At 64.4% G+C, this 16,552-nt stretch carries 16 protein-coding genes and 2 tRNA genes; 14 read left to right on the forward strand and 4 right to left on the reverse strand.

Translation table 11 applies throughout. The features are described from left to right. The first annotated feature begins 82 nt into the window (after positions 1-82). Positions 83-448: a hypothetical protein gene (locus AC1DXS_RS21295; protein ID WP_477739454.1), complete on the forward strand. Its 366-nt coding sequence runs from the start codon at positions 83-85 to the stop codon at positions 446-448. Between the two features lie 168 nt (positions 449-616). Then, positions 617-1,624 (forward strand): D-2-hydroxyacid dehydrogenase family protein, encoded by a 1,008-nt coding sequence (locus AC1DXS_RS21300; protein ID WP_477739455.1) that lies wholly within the window; start codon positions 617-619, stop codon positions 1,622-1,624. A 30-nt stretch (positions 1,625-1,654) separates the two neighbouring features. On the opposite strand, the gene AC1DXS_RS21305 is transcribed toward AC1DXS_RS21300, so the two are convergent. After that, on the reverse strand, positions 1,655-3,742 hold the full coding sequence (locus AC1DXS_RS21305) for a hypothetical protein (RefSeq protein WP_477739456.1): 2,088 nt from the start codon (positions 3,740-3,742) through the stop codon (positions 1,655-1,657). A 37-nt stretch (positions 3,743-3,779) separates the two neighbouring features. On the opposite strand from AC1DXS_RS21305, the gene AC1DXS_RS21310 reads away from it, so the two are divergent. From AC1DXS_RS21310 to AC1DXS_RS21330, 5 genes are all read left to right on the forward strand, one after another. Next, entirely contained in the window at positions 3,780-5,300 is a 1,521-nt protein-coding gene (locus AC1DXS_RS21310) for a 3-hydroxyacyl-CoA dehydrogenase (RefSeq protein WP_477739457.1), read from the forward strand. Positions 5,301-5,447: 147 nt separating this feature from the next. Further along, a complete protein-coding gene (locus AC1DXS_RS21315) occupies positions 5,448-6,227 on the forward strand; it encodes an oxepin-CoA hydrolase, alternative type (RefSeq protein WP_477739458.1) in 780 nt (259 codons plus the stop codon). Between the two features lie 168 nt (positions 6,228-6,395). Further along, positions 6,396-7,121: a Crp/Fnr family transcriptional regulator gene (locus tag AC1DXS_RS21320; protein WP_477739459.1), complete on the forward strand. Its 726-nt coding sequence runs from the start codon at positions 6,396-6,398 to the stop codon at positions 7,119-7,121. A 25-nt stretch (positions 7,122-7,146) separates the two neighbouring features. After that, positions 7,147-8,238 carry a phosphotransferase gene (locus AC1DXS_RS21325; RefSeq protein WP_477739460.1) on the forward strand — a complete coding sequence of 364 codons (1,092 nt, stop codon included), beginning with the start codon at positions 7,147-7,149 and terminating at the stop codon, positions 8,236-8,238. 74 nt (positions 8,239-8,312) lie between these two features. Continuing rightward, positions 8,313-9,572, forward strand: coding sequence for an acyl-CoA dehydrogenase family protein (locus AC1DXS_RS21330; protein WP_477739461.1), 1,260 nt, complete (start codon positions 8,313-8,315; stop codon positions 9,570-9,572). 4 nt (positions 9,573-9,576) lie between these two features. Here AC1DXS_RS21330 and AC1DXS_RS21335 read toward each other — a convergent pair whose 3' ends face one another. Then, the gene (locus AC1DXS_RS21335) at positions 9,577-10,263 is read right to left on the reverse strand and encodes a hypothetical protein (protein ID WP_477739462.1); all 687 of its coding nucleotides are present in this window, start codon (positions 10,261-10,263) and stop codon (positions 9,577-9,579) included. A gap of 56 nt (positions 10,264-10,319) precedes the next feature. Between AC1DXS_RS21335 and AC1DXS_RS21340 the strand changes: the two genes are divergently transcribed. From AC1DXS_RS21340 to AC1DXS_RS21350, 3 genes are all read left to right on the forward strand, one after another. Then, on the forward strand, positions 10,320-11,024 hold the full coding sequence (locus AC1DXS_RS21340) for a glutathione binding-like protein (protein ID WP_477739463.1): 705 nt from the start codon (positions 10,320-10,322) through the stop codon (positions 11,022-11,024). A 108-nt stretch (positions 11,025-11,132) separates the two neighbouring features. Then, positions 11,133-11,209 (forward strand) — tRNA-Arg (locus tag AC1DXS_RS21345). Between the two features lie 131 nt (positions 11,210-11,340). Beyond that, on the forward strand, positions 11,341-11,781 hold the full coding sequence (locus AC1DXS_RS21350; protein ID WP_477739464.1) for a response regulator: 441 nt from the start codon (positions 11,341-11,343) through the stop codon (positions 11,779-11,781). 81 nt (positions 11,782-11,862) lie between these two features. Here AC1DXS_RS21350 and AC1DXS_RS21355 read toward each other — a convergent pair. Continuing rightward, a tRNA-Pro gene (locus AC1DXS_RS21355) sits at positions 11,863-11,939 on the reverse strand. A 155-nt stretch (positions 11,940-12,094) separates the two neighbouring features. On the opposite strand from AC1DXS_RS21355, the gene AC1DXS_RS21360 reads away from it, so the two are divergent. Genes AC1DXS_RS21360 through AC1DXS_RS21375 form a run of 4 tightly spaced genes read left to right on the forward strand, consistent with a single transcriptional unit; the run spans position 12,095 to position 15,042 of the window. Beyond that, positions 12,095-12,598 (forward strand): C4-dicarboxylate ABC transporter substrate-binding protein, encoded by a 504-nt coding sequence (locus AC1DXS_RS21360; protein WP_477739465.1) that lies wholly within the window; start codon positions 12,095-12,097, stop codon positions 12,596-12,598. Further along, positions 12,595-14,076, forward strand: coding sequence for a TRAP transporter large permease subunit (locus AC1DXS_RS21365; RefSeq protein ID WP_477739466.1), 1,482 nt, complete (start codon positions 12,595-12,597; stop codon positions 14,074-14,076). Before AC1DXS_RS21360 ends, AC1DXS_RS21365 begins: the two co-directional genes overlap by 4 nt. Before the next feature lie 53 nt (positions 14,077-14,129). After that, entirely contained in the window at positions 14,130-14,516 is a 387-nt protein-coding gene (locus AC1DXS_RS21370) for a DUF488 domain-containing protein (protein ID WP_477739467.1), read from the forward strand. A gap of 46 nt (positions 14,517-14,562) precedes the next feature. Continuing rightward, positions 14,563-15,042, forward strand: a complete 480-nt coding sequence (locus AC1DXS_RS21375; RefSeq protein ID WP_477739468.1) for a DUF4188 domain-containing protein — start codon at positions 14,563-14,565, stop codon at positions 15,040-15,042. A gap of 19 nt (positions 15,043-15,061) precedes the next feature. On the opposite strand, the gene boxB is transcribed toward AC1DXS_RS21375, so the two are convergent. Beyond that, complete coding sequence (boxB, locus tag AC1DXS_RS21380; protein ID WP_477739469.1) at positions 15,062-16,486, reverse strand: benzoyl-CoA 2,3-epoxidase subunit BoxB; 1,425 nt, start codon at positions 16,484-16,486, stop codon at positions 15,062-15,064. Between the last annotated feature and the right edge of the window lie 66 nt (positions 16,487-16,552).

Consider the following 16,552-nt stretch of genomic DNA (forward strand, 5'->3'; position numbering starts at 1 on the left):
CTGGTGCGCGGCCCCGCCGGCCCAGTCTCTTTGCCGGTTCGAAATCCTGCCTGTGTAAACCTCTCTCATACAGGAGTTCATCATGGGAATCGTCAGTTTTTCACACTCACCCCTTCTGTCCATCCTGCTGGCTCCCGCGCAGGCGCTGGCAGCCTGGTTTGTCCCCGCAACCAGGTCCGGCCGATATTCCGCCCCTGCCCGTGCCCAGCGCGCAAACGGCCAGCTGGCATTGCCTTTTTCTTCGGGTGCCGCCGCGGCCCTGCGCGAAACCACCCCAGCCGGCAAGGCCATGCCTAAACGCCCTGCGCCCAGCCGCCTGCGCATCGTGCGCGAATTCGACGCCAATGTCGGCCCGACCTGCGCCGGCCGCATGGTCATCTCGGGCCGCATGGCCGACGTCTGCGCGGAGCTTGATCGCATGGCCCAGCGCGAGGCCGCGCTGCAGTAAACAGTAAGCCCCGCCCACCCTTGCCCCCCTGCGGCAAAGGCCCATGAGCCTGCGCGGCGCGCGGCCGCCAGACTGAAATACCGCAGCAGGTTTCCTGGCGATACAAAATGAGTACGTTCGGGTAGCCCTTCCCGCAAGGAAGAAAAATCTTGCAGGCACAATATCGGCATGAATATTGTGATCCTCGACGACTACCAGGACGCAGTGCGAAAACTGAACTGCGCTGCCAAATTGGAGGCCTATCCCGCCAAGGTCTACACCAACACCGTCAAAGGCATAGGACAGCTGTCCGTCAGGCTTAAGGATGCCGACGTCATCGTCCTTATCCGGGAACGGACCCAGCTCAATCGCCAGGTCATCGAAAAACTGCCCAAACTCAAGCTGATCGTGCAGACCGGCCGCGTCGGAGGGCACATCGACGTTGCGGCCTGCACCGAACGTGGCATCGCGGTGGCCGAGGGCACCGGCTCGCCCACGGCACCCGCAGAATTGACCTGGGCGCTGGTCATGGCCGCCACGCGCCGCATCCCGCATTACGTGGCCCACCTCAAGCACGGCGCCTGGCAGCAGGCCGGCCTCAAATCAGCCTCCATGCCGCCTAATTTCGGCATAGGCACCGTCCTCAAAGGCAAGACGCTGGGCATCTGGAGCTACGGCAAGATCGGGCAAATCGTCGCCGGCTATGGCCGGGCTTTCGGCATGCGGGTCATCATCTGGGGCCGCGACGCCTCACGCGAACGGGCCCAGGCCGACGGCTATGAAGTCGCGGCAAGCAAGGCCGAGTTTTTTGAGCAAAGCGACGTGCTGAGCCTGCACCTGCGCCTGAACGACGAAACCCGGGGCATCGTGACACTGGAAGACCTGTCGCGCATGAAGACCACCGCCCTGCTGGTCAACACTTCGCGCGCCGAACTCATAGAGCCCGAGGCGCTGATTGCGTCACTCAACCGCGGCCGCCCCGGCCTGGCGGCGATCGACGTGTTTGAATCCGAGCCCATCTTGCAGGGCCATGCCCTGCTTCGCCTCGAAAACTGCATTTGCACGCCGCACATCGGCTATGTGGAACAAGACAGCTACGAGCTCTACTTTGGCGCGGCTTTTGACAACGTCGTCAATTTCATCAAGGGCACGCCTACCAACATCGTGAATCCAGGCGCCCTGCAAGTGCGGCGCTGAGGCGGCGCGCCGCACCTAAAGCAGCCCCTCCTAAGCCTTCGGGGGCGGAGCGTCGAGGTCGAATTCGATAAGGTTGCTGAAATCCCCGGCTTCGGGTGGCAGGCCCGCCACCGCAATCGCCGGCAGCGGTGCAAGAGCCTCGTCGACTCCCTGACTCAGGTCAATATCCAATCCCAGCCGCGGCGAAACGGGTGGTCGCGTCAGGTCGGTGCTCGGCGCAATTTCAGTGGAGAAGCCGGGAGCCACCGCAACGGGAAGAGCCACAGGAAGCGGCGGCGGCATTTCCTGGAGCCGGGCGGACAAAGGCAGGATGTTGGTCGGGCCGAAGCTGCTCGCTTGCGGCTGGGTGGGCAGAACAGGCGCCTGCGCAGCGGCATCCTCCCCGGCGGCTACGGGCCGGGCAATGATCTTCTTCGCGATGGAGTGCAGCAACAGCAGTTCGCGGTAAGCCGCAAGGCTGAAAACCTCGCTGCGCGAATCGGGTTTGCGAAAGATCGACTCTTCCAGCACGTCCAGCACCTTGGGCGTGGGCCACAGCGACTCGATGCGCGTAAGGGCTGAGACGTAGAACTCCAGGCCGTGCGTGTCCATCGCATAGTCGTCGAAGGCCGGCACCTGGGCATTGAACATGCGGTGGAACTCCTTGCGCAGTGCATCGTAGTCGTCCTTGCGGCCCAGGCTGTGGTATAGGTCGAACAAGTCCAGGTAGACCAGCGCGCTCGTCTCCACGTTGTCCGTGATGTGCAGCCGCAGCACGTCCACCGCCTTGTCGGGATGGCCCAGCGACACGAAAAAGTCCGCCTGCTGCTGCACATCAAAAAGCTCTTCGGCATTGACGATACGGGGCATGCCGCTGAAACCGCCCAGGCTTGGGAGGAACTCGGGGCGGTCCGCAGCAGCATCAGCCGGCCGGGCCTGCTGCGATGCCGGCCCGGCCGCGGGCAACTTGCGCGTACTGTCGAAATCAAGCGCTTCCAGGTCCAGGTCCACCCCTGCGTTATGCGGCTGGCCTCCTTGAGCCGGCATCACACCTGCGGACCGGGAGGCCGGCCCCGTGACATCCGCAAACTCGCTGGGCTTGTCGTGACCGGCCTCCCCGTCCCACCACGGACTCAGGCGCAGCGCATACCGCCGGTTGCGCGTCCATAACCACCCCACCGCCAGCAGCGCGAGAAGCAAAACACCACCCAGGCCATACACCAGCCAGTTGCTATAACGCTCCTGCCGCGCCTGCTCCAGTTGCCCTCGCAGCTCCATCACGGCCTGTTCCGTCTTGCGGCTTTGCGCCAGCATCGCGGCTACATCGGACTCCAGCGACTTGAGGCGCTGGCTGTCGCGCACCATGTCCTGCGGCTGGGCGTTGAGCGCCTGCCACAACGCGGCCGCGGCGGCCCGTTGCTGGGCATCGGCCGCTGGCAGCGTCAGCAATTCCGGCGACGAACGAAGGACAGGGTCACGTTCGATGGACAAATCAACAGGGGCCAGTTGCAGGCGAGCCCGCGATTTACGCTCCGGCACGGGAGCCGCCACCTTGGCAGGGGTGCGGCCAGGCGGCGCGGCCAGCGAAGAGGCCATCGCTGTGCCAGCTCGGGTTTGCGGCTTCGCTTTTGATGCGGCGGCGCGAGTCGGCGTTGCCGCGCCGGGCTGCGCTGGGGCTGCCGCCGCAACAGCTGCCGCCTGCGGAAGGGTTGAGGGCGCCGGTCCGGTGTTGTCGCCCAGCATCTCGGCCAGCAGGACGTACCTTCGCGAATTCTTTTGCAGGCAGCCCTCGCGCGCGTACAGCGTCACGACTGGCTCGTCGAGCACGACCGTCGTGCGGATGCGGACCAGGACCTCACCGCTACCGTCGCCCGGCGAGACCGAGGTAAGCACCTTGCCGGGGGAAACCTGGCTGTCGCCGAAAAACACCTCAGCGGACAGGCAGACAGCAGAAGGATTTTCAGTGCCGTCCAGTTGGGCGGAGAGCGTGAGGTCCAAGGGCCGGCCCACAATGGCCGGTCCGCGCACGCGGCCCAGGGATGCGGCCGAAGTGCTGGCGGCCAGCCCCAACAGCAAAGCGCCAAGCAGGCATTTCAGAAACTTCTCGGCGGATTTCATGGGCTGGCCGGATTTTGCCATGCGGCTTCGCCGAAAGACGCTCAGCCATAATTCGCCCATGAAAGTAAATTTTGCAAATGTGGGAATAGTTGGCACCGGTGCGATGGGACGCGGCATAGCGCAAATCGCGGCGCAGGCGGGGAGCACCGTCAGGCTGATGGACGCGCAGGCTGGCGCAGCTGAAAAGGCCCGCGAGGCCATCTGCATCCAATGGGACAAGCTGGTCGAGAAAGGTCGCCTCGAAGCCGCCGCGGCCGCCGGGCACAAAGATCGACTGGTGCTCGCCGGCACTTTGGCCGACCTGGCGGGCTGCGACCTCGTCGTTGAGGCCATCGTGGAGCGCCTGGACGTCAAGCGCGCGCTGTTCGCGGAGCTGGAGGCCCTGGTGTCCGAAAGTGCAGTCCTGGCCAGCAACACATCCTCGCTGTCGGTAACGGCCATCGCGGCAGGGCTCAAGCACCCCGGACGCCTGGCCGGTTTTCACTTCTTCAACCCGGTCCCGCTCATGAAAGTGGTCGAAGTGATTGCGGGCCTGAAAACAAGCCCGGCTGTATGCGAAAGCCTCAGCCAATACGCCCGGCAGATGGGCCATACGCCTGTGCAGGCGCAGGACACACCGGGCTTCATCGTGAACCACGCTGGCCGGGGTTACGGCACCGAGGCGCTGCGCATCGTCAGCGAAGGCGTCACCGATTTCGCCACCATAGACCGCATCCTGCGCGACCAGGCCGGCTTCAAGCTGGGCCCCTTCGAGCTCATGGACCTGACCGCCCTCGACGTCTCCCACCCGGTGATGGAGTCGATTTACCACCAATACTACGAAGAAGCCCGCTACCGCCCCAGCGTGATCACCGCGCAGCGCCTGGCCGGCGGCATGCTGGGACGCAAGACGGGTGAAGGCTTTTACCGATATTCCGATGGCGCCATGCAGGTGCCCGCCGAGCCAGCCGCTCCCCAGGTGGACGAACTCCCACCAGTGTGGGTCTCGCCCCGGGCCTCGCGCCGCGCTGAACTGCTGCAGCTGCTCAAGAACCTGGGCGCCAGGATCGAAACCGGCGCCTCCGCCTCGCCGCAGGCCCTCACGCTGGTCGCGCCGCTCGGTTTTGACATCACCACCGTCGCCGTGGTGGAGCGCCTGGACCCGGCGCGCACCGTCGGCATCGACATGCTGATCGACGACGCGGCCACCAAGCGGCGCGTGCTGGCCACCAACCCGGCCACACGCAGCGACATGCGCGACGCAGCGCACGCTCTTTTCGCCCGCGACGGCAAGCCGGTCAGCGTGATCCGCGACAGCGGCGGCTTTGTCACACAGCGCGTGGTGGCCACCATCGTCAACATCGCCAGCGACATCTGCCAGCAAGGCATCTGCAGCCCAAAGGACCTGGAAACCGCCGTGACCCTAGGGCTCGGCTACCCCCTGGGCCCGCTGGCCATGGGCGACCGCTACGGCCCCACCAACGTGCTGGAAGTGCTGTTCAACATGCAGACCGTTTACGGCGACCAGCGCTACCGCCCCTCCCCCTGGTTGCGCCGCCGCGGCGCCATCGGGCTCAGCCTCATGCATAAAGAAGAGTAACCCCCCTTCGGATGCTCACTTCGTGTAGCACCTTCCCCCCCAAGGGGCGGCGCCTGCGGCCTGGCAAAGCCAGTTCCGCGGCCCCCGCTGGTGGGGATCCGCAACTTGCGGCCTCCGTGGCCGGTTCAACCCCTCGAAAGAATTGACATGGCAGGCGCAATCAAGAGTACCAGCGAGGGCCAGACCCTTATCCTGACGATCAGCAACCCGGAGTTCAGGAACGCCCTGGGCCCTGACATTTATGCCGCCGGCATTGAAGCGCTGAATGCCGCCGAGAACAACCCCGACATCCGCAGCGTGGTCATCACCGGGGAAGGTGCGATTTTTTGCGCGGGCGGCAACCTGCAGCGGCTTGAAGCCAACCGGCGTGAGGCGCCTGAGGTGCAGGCCCAGAGCATAGAAGGCCTGCACAACTGGATAGATTCGATACGCACCTACCCCAAGCCGGTGATCGCCGCCGTGGAAGGCGCGGCCGCCGGCGCCGGTTTTTCGCTGGTGCTCGCCTGCGATTTTGTGGTGGCTGCCGAGAACGCCGTTTTTGTGATGTCATATAGCACGGTGGCGCTGTCGCCTGACGGCGGCGGAAGCTGGGCCCTGGCGCGCGCCCTGCCGCGCGCGCTGGCCAGCGAACTGCTGATGGCAGGCGAACGCATAGGCCCGCGCCGGCTGCATGACTTCGGCCTGGTGAACCGCGTCACCGCTCCTGGTGAAGCCTTGGCCCAGGCCTTGCAACTGGCCGAAAGCCTCAATGCGCGCGCGCCCAACGCGCTGGCCAGCATCAAGGAACTCATCAACGAGGCGGCCGGCAACACGCTGAACCAGCAGCTGGCCCGCGAGCAGGACCACTTCGTGCGCAACCTGCACGACGCCAACGCCGGCGAAGGCATTGACGCCTTCCTGAACAAGCGCACGCCGCACTACCGCTAGGCAAGCATTGCACGGGCTGGCCGGTCGCAGCCCGCCCAGTCGGCGACCTCCGCCAAACCGCGCCAATCCCCGGCAGCTGCCGGGCGACACCCATGCGACAGCCCGCTGGCGCCGGACGGGTCCCTCAAGCGACAATGGACGTCTTGTTAGTCACTCAAAAGACAGACCATGGACGATCCCATTCTTACGATAGAGGAACGAGAGGCCATCAACAACGGCCGCTGGTTTTCATCCCTGTCCCCATCCCTGAGGCACGACATATTCCGATGCGCCTACGTCAAACGCTACAAAGACGGCGAACTCATCAGCGCCCGCGGCGATGTGCCGGAAGAATGGATCTCCTGCGCACGGGGCGCCATCCGCGTGAGCTCGACTTCGATTTCGGGCAAGCAGGTCACCCTGACCTACGTGGAGCCCGGCCTTTGGGTCGGCGACGTGGCGATCTTCGACGGCGAGCGGCGCACCCACGACTCCTATGCCCATGGCGAAACCACGCTGCTGTGCGTCTCGCGCGCCGACCTGCGCAAGATACTCACCCAGCACGTGGAGCTCTACGAAGCCCTGCTGCGCCTGCATGCGCGCCGCATACGTCAGCTCTTCGGCCTGGTGGAAGACCTCAACACCCTGCCCCTGCGCGCGCGCCTGGCCAAACAGCTGCTGCACCTGGTGCGCAGCTACGGCGTGCCCAGCCTGGCGGACGGCGGCGAAGTGCGCATAGGCCTGCAACTGGCGCAGGAGGAACTGGCCCAGTTGCTGGGCGCCTCGCGCCAGCGCGTGAACCAGGAACTCAAGGCCATGGAGCGCGAGGAAGCCATACGCATAGAGCCTGGTGGCCTGGTGGTGCGCAACCGGCAAGCCCTGATGCGCATTTCCGAAGCCGAAATCGAAAAATAAACACACGGGGACAAGCCCTTCAAGCATGAGCAACTTCGACCACTTTGTCGGCACCCGGGCCGTGTCCGGCGCTCACGCGTTTGACCTCGACGCGCTCACCGCTTACCTCAGCAGCCACCTGCCCGGCTTCAAGGGCCCGCTGACGGCGGAAATCTTCAAGGGTGGCCAGTCCAACCCGACCTACAAGCTGCTCACGCCCACGGCCTCTTATGTGATGCGCGCCAAGCCCGGTCCCGTGGCCAAACTGCTGCCGTCGGCCCATGCGGTGGAGCGCGAGTTCAAGGTCATGCAAGGCCTGCAGGGCACCGATGTGCCGGTGCCGAAGATGTATTGCCTCTGCGAAGACGAGTCCGTGATAGGCCGCGCCTTCTACGTGATGGAGTTCGTCGAAGGCCGCGTGCTCTGGGACCAGTCCCTGCCCGGCATGGACAAAACCCAGCGCGGCGAGATCTACGACGAGATGAACCGCGTGGTCTCCGCGCTGCACAAGGTGAAGTTCGCCGAGCGGGGCCTGGCCGATTACGGCAAGCCCGGCAACTACTTTGAACGCCAGATAGGCCGCTGGAGCAAACAGTACGCCGCCTCCATCACCCAGCCCATCACCGAGATGGACAGCCTGATGCAATGGCTGCCGGCCAACATCCCGGCCAGCGCGCGCGACGAAAGCCTGGTGTCCATCGTGCACGGCGACTTTCGGCTCGACAACCTGCTGTTCCACGCCACCGAGCCGCGCGTATTGGCCGTGCTCGACTGGGAGCTGTCCACGCTGGGCCATCCGCTGGCCGACTTCAGCTATCACTGCATGGCCTGGCACATCCCGCCCGGGGCGTTTCGCGGCATAGGCGGGCTGGACGTCGAAAGCCTGGGCATACCGACGGAATCCGAGTACATACGCCGCTATTGCGAGCGCACCGGGCTTGCCACACCCGAAGCGCTCAAGGCCGACTGGAACTTCTACATGGCCTACAACCTGTTTCGCATCGCGGCCATCCTGCAGGGCATTGCCAAGCGGGTCGAGGCCGGTACCGCTTCCAGCGCCCAGGCCGTCAGTTCGGCCGCCGGCGCGCCGCTGCTGGCAAAGATGGCCTGGAGCTTTGCCCTCAAAAGCCAGGGCTGACGACGACCATCACGCCGCACGCCGACACGTTTGCACCAACGCGCCTTACATCCCTTAGCTGTTCTGGAGATTTCATGGACTTCAACTACACCCCCAAAGTACAGGAACTGCGGGCGCGCCTGCTCAAGTTCATGGACGAGCACATCTACCCGAACGAGGCGCGCTTCTTCCGCGAGATCGCCGAGAACCGCGCCAAGGGCGATGCATGGGTTCCCACCAAACTGGTCGAGGAACTCAAGCCCAAAGCACGCGCGGCCGGCCTGTGGAACCTGTTCTTGCCGCACTCGCCGCGAGCACCTGAAGGTTTGTCCAATCTTGAGTACGCGCCGCTGTGCGAAATCATGGGCCGCGTGCCTTTCGCGGCCGAGGTCTTCAACTGCTCGGCGCCCGACACCGGCAACATGGAAACCATTGCCCGCTACGGCTCCGAAGCCAACAAGGACCAGTGGCTGGACCCGCTGCTCAAGGGCGAGATCCGCTCGGCCTTCCTGATGACCGAGCCTGAAGTTGCCTCGTCCGACGCGACCAACATCCAGTGCCGCATTGAGCGCGACGGCGACCACTATGTGCTCAACGGCCTCAAGTGGTGGTCCTCGGGCGCGGGCGACCCGCGCTGCGCCGTCTACATCGTCATGGGCAAGACCAATCCCGACGCCGGCCGCCACGAGCAGCAATCCATGATCCTCGTGCCCGCCAACACGCCCGGCATCACCGTGATCCGCCCGCTATCGGTCTTCGGCTACGACGACGCGCCGCACGGCCACATGGAAGTGCGCCTGACGAATGTGCGCGTGCCCGCCGCCAACCTGCTGCTGGGCGAGGGCCGCGGCTTTGAAATCGCCCAGGGCCGCCTCGGCCCCGGACGCATACACCACTGCATGCGCAGCATAGGCATCGCCGAGCGCGCGCTGGAGTTGATGTGCAAGCGCCTGAACAGCCGTGTCGCCTTCGGCAAGCCGATCGCCAGCCAGTCGGTCTGGCACGAGCGCATCGCCGAGGCGCGCTGCATGATCGAGCAGGCCCGCCTGCTGACGCTCAAAGCCGCCTACATGATGGACACCGTGGGCAACAAGGTCGCCAAGGCCGAGATCGCGATGATCAAGGTGGTGGCGCCCAACATGGCCTGCCAGATCATCGACTGGGCCATCCAGGCCCATGGCGGCGGCGGTGTGTCGGACGATTTCCCGCTGGCCTACGCCTACGCCAGCCAGCGTACCCTGCGCCTGGCCGACGGCCCGGACGAGGTGCACCGCGCCTCACTGGCCAAGCTGGAACTGGCCAAGCATCTTTTGATGCCCGGTGAAGTGGAAATGCCGATCACGCGCGGCGGCTGAAGCCTTACAAGGTCAGGTCGTTGGACAGGCCGGCAATTGCCGACTCGCAGGCCGTGGTGAAAATCAGGGCCGCATGCTCCAGCGTGGGCATGTCGGCCGGGGTGTACTGCATGCGCAGATAGGCCTTGCCGCGCAGCACCATCAGGATAAAGGGCACCTGCGGGTCGGGTGCCGGCTCGGGCCAGGACATCATCAACTCGACCAGTTGCGGGTCCAGCCAAGCCATCGCATTCGAGCGGTGGTCGGCCATCACCGCATAGCGTTCCCAGAAAGGCTTGGGCAGGCTTTCCCAGCCGACTTCAGGGTACATGGCCAGCCAGCGCACCTCTTCCGGCATGCTCGGGTCGGCCGTGGTCTGCAGTGTGTCGGTATAGGCCTGGTAGGCCTTTTTTTCCAGTGCGTCCTTCAGGGCCCGGTTCATGACCAGGACGGTGACGTCGTCGTTGACCTTGAGCTCGCCCCGGGCGCGCAGCTCTTCGCCGCGGATGTAGTCGCGCGAGGGGCGGCCGCGCTCCATCTTCCAGGGCTTGCCGCCTACATTGCCCTTGAGCGCAAAACCCTTGCCCTGCCCCATGCCGGTGAAGGAAAAGCCGCGGGTCCCGGCCCATTCGGACACGGCCTCGTCGGACGCGGAGCCATCGCCGGCGTCCCCCTTGCCCGCAACAAAGACCTTTTTCAAGCGCTCGAACATGGTTTTCGCTTTTCTCTTAAAGTGCAGCGACCATCATAGTAGTCAAGGACACCCCGATGATCAATGTTTACTCATGGCCCACACCCAACGGCCATAAAGTCCACATCATGCTGGAAGAATGCGGCCTGCGCCTGGGCCATGACTGGCAGGCCATTCCCGTCAACATCGGCACCGGCGACCAGTTCAAGCCCGAATTCCTGGCCATCAGCCCGAACAACAAGATCCCGGCCCTGGTCGACCCGGTAGGCCCCGACGGCAAGCCCATTTCCGTCTTCGAATCCGGTGCCATCCTGCTCTACCTGGCAGCCAAGACCGGCAAGCTGCTGCCGAAGACCGACCGCCTCAAGTTCCAGGTGCTGCAGTGGCTGATGTTCCAGATGGGCGGCGTCGGCCCCATGATCGGGCAGACCCACCACTTCCGCCAATATGCGCCCGAAAAAATTGACTACGCGATCAGTCGATACACCAATGAAACCAGGCGGCTTTACGGCGTGATGGACAAGCAGCTGTCCACCCACGCTTTTATCGCTTGCGATGAATACAGCATTGCTGATATCGCCATCTTCCCCTGGCTGCGCAACTGGGAAAACCACGGCATAGACTGGGCCGACTACCCGCACCTGAAAAAGTGGTTCGACCTCGTCAGTGAACGCCCCGCCGTGCAGCGCGGCGTCAAGGTGCTGGCCGAATTGCGCAGGCCCATCACCGACGACAAGGCGCGCGAGGTGCTGTTCGGCAAAACGCAGTACGAAAAGCGTTGAGTTGGGCCCCGGCGGTGGGGCCGGCGGCCGTCGATTGAAGGTATGATGCGCGACGAGCTGGAAACGGCGGCCGCCTCTGCGCGTCCTCGCCCCCGGCTGCATCACAGACTGCCCGTAGCTCAGTTGGATAGAGCATCAGCCTTCTAAGCTGAGGGTCGGGGGTTCGATCCCCTCCGGGCAGGCCAGACATGGCGCCAGCCGCACCCTCATCCGACACCAGCGAACTTCGCCGACTCCGCCAGTCAAGGCCGGAGGTATATATTCGGGGTTACGGCCGCGAGCCCGAAGGCCGTCAAAACCAAGGAGGCGAGCAAACATGCCCAGACCAACGATGCTGCTGGTGGAGGATAACCCCGCTCACGTCGAGCTGACTTTGGTGACGCTGCAGGAAAACGGCGCCGACCATGAAGTCATCGTCGCCCGCAACGGCGCGGAAGCCCTGGAATACCTTTTCTGCGAAGGTCCCTACAGCGGCCGGCCGCAGGACCAGCCACCCGAGCTGGTCATGCTGGACCTGAATATGCCCGGCCTCAGTGGGCAGCAAGTCATCCAGCGCATGCGGGGCGACCCTCGCACCTTCTTCGTGCCCATCGTCATCCTGACGTCCGAGCCCAAATACTCCCCGGTGGTAAAAGAGATTCAAGGCGGGCTTAACAGCTATGTACGCAAGCCGCTGCATTTCCGGGATTTTCAGGAAAAGCTGGAACAAGTGCGTGAATATTGGCGCAACTCCAATTTCGGGCCTCTCAAATCCTGAGCGCAATGCCCTGATCCGGCAAAGCGAAAACCAGGCGGACATGAAAAAGCCCACTGAAGTGGGCTTTTTGCTGGGAAATGATGGTCGGAGTACAAGGATTCGAACCTTGGACCCCCTGGTCCCAAACCAGGTGCGCTACCAGACTGCGCCACACTCCGACTAGTCCAACATTATAGCCCGATCCGGCTACACTTTCCCGCACCCCCTTTCATTTTTTCCATCCACTGGATCGCACCATGCAACTTCGCCTTGCTGCCCAGCCCGATTTGCTCCGGTCCCATGGGAAGGCTTGCCTCTGCAACCTTGGGGCCGCATGAAGATGGGGGCCCTTGCCGGGGCCGTGTCCAGGGTGGACAAGGGCCTGACGCGCATGACCGCGGTGTTCGGTCTGCTGGTGCTGCCGCTGGCGGCGCTGCTGCTGGCCCAATGGCCGTTGCGTGAACTCGTGCAGGCCTACTCGCGCCAGGCCAATGATGCGGCGCAGGTCCTGTTCGCGCTGTATGTGGCAGTGGCGGTAACGGCGGCCTCCAGAAGCCACGCCCACCTGGCCTCCCTGCAGCCGCATCCAAGCGGCGCGCCTCGCCCACGTTGGCATGCCTGGGCGCTGCTGGCCTGCGTCACGCCCTGGGCGCTGTTCATGCTCTGGGCTGCCTGGCCGCTGGTGGCGGCCTCCGTAGCTTCTTTCGAGCGGTTTGGCGAAACGCTCACGCCGGGCTATTTTGTGATCAAACTCGCCATGACGCTGATGCTCCTGCTGGTGCTGGCGGAAGGCCTGATCGAACTGCTGCCGCACGGCCGCGCGCCGGGCTCGCCATGAGTTTGACCGGCCCGCTCGCGGGTGTGTGGATGCTGCTGGCGCTGGGCACGCTGATTCTTGCCACCGGCCTGCCGGTCTGGGCCCTGCTGATAGGCGTGTCCAGCCTGTTCGCGGCGCTGGGCCTGGCCGCGGGTGCCTTTGACCTGCAAATCCTGCAAGCCCTGCCGGTACGTACGCTGGGCCTGCTGGAAAACGATTTGCTGCAGGCCATGCCGCTGTACGTCTTTATGGGCATTTTGCTGCAGCGCCTGACGGTGGCCGATGCCCTGTTTTCCTCGCTGTTGCGGCTGTTCCGCCCGCTGGCCGGCGCACATGCGCTCTCGGCCCTGGGCGTGGGCGCCCTCATTGCGCCCATGAACGGCTCGGTGGCCTCCAGTTCCGCCCTGCTCTCGCGCCTGGTGGCCCCGCGCATGAAGCACATGGATGCCGCGCGGGCGGTCTCCATCATCAGCGTGGCTGCCACCATAGGCGTGGTGGTTCCGCCCTCGCTGGTATTGCTGCTGCTGGGCGACGCCATGATGCTGGCGCACCTGGAAGCCAGCCGGTTGCCCGGCTATCTGCAGGCCGGCCAGCGCATCATCAACACCCAGGACGTGATGCATGCCGCGCTGCTGCCCGCCCTGTGCGTGCTGGCGCTCTGGGCCCTGGTGGCCTGGCGCCAGGCGCGCAAGCTCAAGGAAACGCCGCCACAAGTCCCCGCCAGCCGGTCGCAGACGGCCATCGCCCTGGCCGCGGGCGGCACCATCCTTGTACTGCTGGCTGGCGTCTTTACAGGAAAGCTTTACGCGGTGGAGGCGGCGGCCACTGGCGCGATGCTGCTGGTCGCCACGGCCCTCCTGGGCCGTTCGCTGCCGGCCTCCGGTTGGCGGCTGGTGCTGGCCGACACGCTCAAGCTCAGCGGCGCCCTGTTCGCGCTGCTGGTGGGTGCGACCACCTTCAGCCTGGTGTTTCGCATATTCGGCACGGACCGCTGGCTCAACGGCCTGCTGCTCGGTTCCACCCTCCCGCCGGTGGTGACTGCGGCTCTCGTGCTGTTGCTGGTGGCTTTGTGCGCCTGGGTGCTGGATGCCTTCGAGATGATTTTTGTCATCGTGCCCATCGTCGCACCGGCGCTGATTGCGCGGTTGGGCGATGCCCAGCAGGCGGCGGTGCTGCTGTTGTTGGTGCTGCAATTGAGTTTCCTCATCCCACCCATGGGCTACGCAGTACTGATGGCCCGCTCCCGCTCGGGCCTGCCGGCCATTTCAAGCCGGCGCTTGCTGGGTGCGCTGTGGCCCATGCTGCTGGTGCAGGTCGCGCTTACGACGGCGGTGTTTGCGTTTCCGGCCACCGTGCACTGGCTGGATGCACCCGCGCCCGCGGCTTCCACGCAGGCGCCCATGGCCGACGATGAAATTGCGCGCCAGATGCGGGAGATGTCTGGCGCCGAACCCCTGGAGCCAGGCGCGGGCGCGGCCACCGCCCCGGCCACGCCCTGAGCCGCTTCAAAATAGGGTCCTCTGAATAGCCTTCGCAAAAAAAGGAGACCGCCATGGCCGTGAAGATCGTCAGGCTGGGCACAGCCCGCAGCGCCAACGAGGGATTGCGCATAGGCACGGTGCGCAGGCCGCCGCGCGGCGTGCCCAAAACCGAATTCGCCTCGCAGGATTGGTACGACGTCTGGTACCCCAATCTCGCGCCCAGCGTGGAAACCATGAAGCTGGGCCAGAGCGTGGAGTCGGACAAGGACTGGGCCGCCTTCAGCAAAAAATACCGAACCGAGATGAACGAGCCCGATGCCAGCCGCAACCTGGACCTGCTCGCGGCGCTGTCTCACCAGGCCAACTTCGCGGTGGGCTGCTACTGCGAGAACGAGGCGCGCTGTCACCGCTCGCTGCTGCGGGGGCTGCTCCAGGAAAGAGGCGCAAGCATTGCCTGAAGCGGAAAACGGCCTTTGAGGCCTTTGACACTCAATAAAGGAAACCATGATCCGTCGTGAACGACTCACAGCCACCGTCGAAGGCGACTTTGTGGTGTTCCTCATTGGCATGCGCATCAACCAGCCGCTGAAGCTGCACAAGTGGCTCCCTGTCGCAGGGGCCATGCCGCGCATGATCAAGGAGTTGCGCCAACAGCCCGAACTGGGTTTGCTGCATGCGGAGATGTGGTTCTCCAGGACCATCATCCTGATGCAGTATTGGCGCTCGATGGAGCAGCTACTGGCCTACGCAAAGGACCGCCAGGCCCAGCACCTGCCGGCCTGGCAAGCGTTCAACAAAGCAGTGGGCACCGACGGCTCGGTGGGCATCTGGCACGAAACCTATGCGGCCTCGGCGGGCAGCTACGAAAACGTCTATGTCAACATGCCGGCATTCGGGCTGGGAAGAGCCGGCACCCTGCAAGCGGCAGCAGGCGGCAGGCAATCGGCGGCGGGCAGGCTTCGCGCCCATGAAGCTCCACCCTGAACCGGCCTGAGCCAGCCTCTCACAATTTCACGTATTCGTACTCCAGCGGGTTGGCATTGATGCCGCGGTCCGGCGGTGCAATCCACGCAGCCATCTTGCCGGGCTCGGTCACGCGGTTCATCAGGCTTTTGACAAACGCCGTGTCGGCCGCCGTGGGCAGCCACTGGTCCTTCCTGGCCTCAAAATCGGCGGCGCTGATCGGGCTGCCCTGCGGGTCAGTGAAATTACCGGCCCAGGCGCCGACCTCGCGGCGAAAGCGCGTCGAAGGCAAGGTCAGTTCAAAATCCACGCCGGCGCGCTTGATGCCCATGTTCCAGCGCGTCACGCCGACATTGCAATCCTTGACGTATTCAAGGCGCGTGATTTCATTCATGCCGTTGCGGGTCGAAATGGTCTCATTCTTGAGGCCGCCCTGCCCGTCAGGCACCACGATGCTCATCTCGCTTTCCAGCTCCACATGGTCGGCGAACTTGGCTTCGTCCGGCCGGCCCTTGATGCCGTTGCTGAAGTAGTTGGCGGCGTTCGATGAGGCTTCCGAGCCGAACAGGTCCAGCGAAGAGGTGAACCAGAAATTCATGAACTTCTGGATGGTGGGCAGGTCGATCACGCCGGCCTTGCGCAGCGTGGCGACGTCGTCGGTGTCCAGCTCCTTCATCACTTCCAGCGTGCGCTTGATGACGCGGCCCACACCGGTCTCGCCGACAAACATGTGGTGGGCTTCCTCGGTCAGCATGAAACGCGTGGTGCGGGCCAGCGGGTCGAAGGCGCTTTCGGCAAAACTCTTGAGCTGGAACTTGCCGTCGCGGTCGGTGAAGTAGGTGAACATGAAAAAGCTCAGCCAGTTGTCCATGGGCTCGTTGAAGGTGCCCAGGATGCGCGGCTTGTCGGCGTCGCCGCTGTGGCGCATCAACAGCTCTTCGGCTTCCTCGCGGCCGTCGCGGCCGAAATGCGCATGCAGCAAATACACCATGGCCCAGAGATGCCGGCCCTCTTCCACATTGACCTGGAACAGGTTGCGCAGGTCGTACAGCGAAGGCGCGGTGTGGCCCAGCAGGCGCTGCTGCTCGACCGAAGCCGGCTCGGTGTCGCCCTGGGTCACGATGAGGCGGCGGAAGGTGGAGCGGTATTCGCCGGGCACGTCCTGCCAGACGTCCTCACCCATGTGGTCGCCAAAGCCGATCTTGCGGCCCTCTTCCTTGTCGGCCAGGAAAATGCCCCAGCGGTAGTCGGGCATGGGCGTATAGCCGTAGCTGGCCCAGCCTGAGGCATCCACGCCGACGGCGGTGCGCAAATAGACTTCCTTGGCCTTGAAGTCGCTGGGGCCCATCTCGTCCCACCAGTTCAGGAAGGCCGGTTGCCAGTGCTCAAGTGCGCGCTGCAGTTGGCGGTTTTCGCCCAGATGGACGTTGTTGGGGATGAGGGCTTGGAGGTCTATGGTGCTCATGGTCAGGTCCTTGAAAATTCAGTGTTTTATTCCCTCTCCCACTGGGAGAGGGTTAGGGTGAGGGCC

It is taken from the genome of Polaromonas sp. P3_B1, from assembly GCF_056402935.1.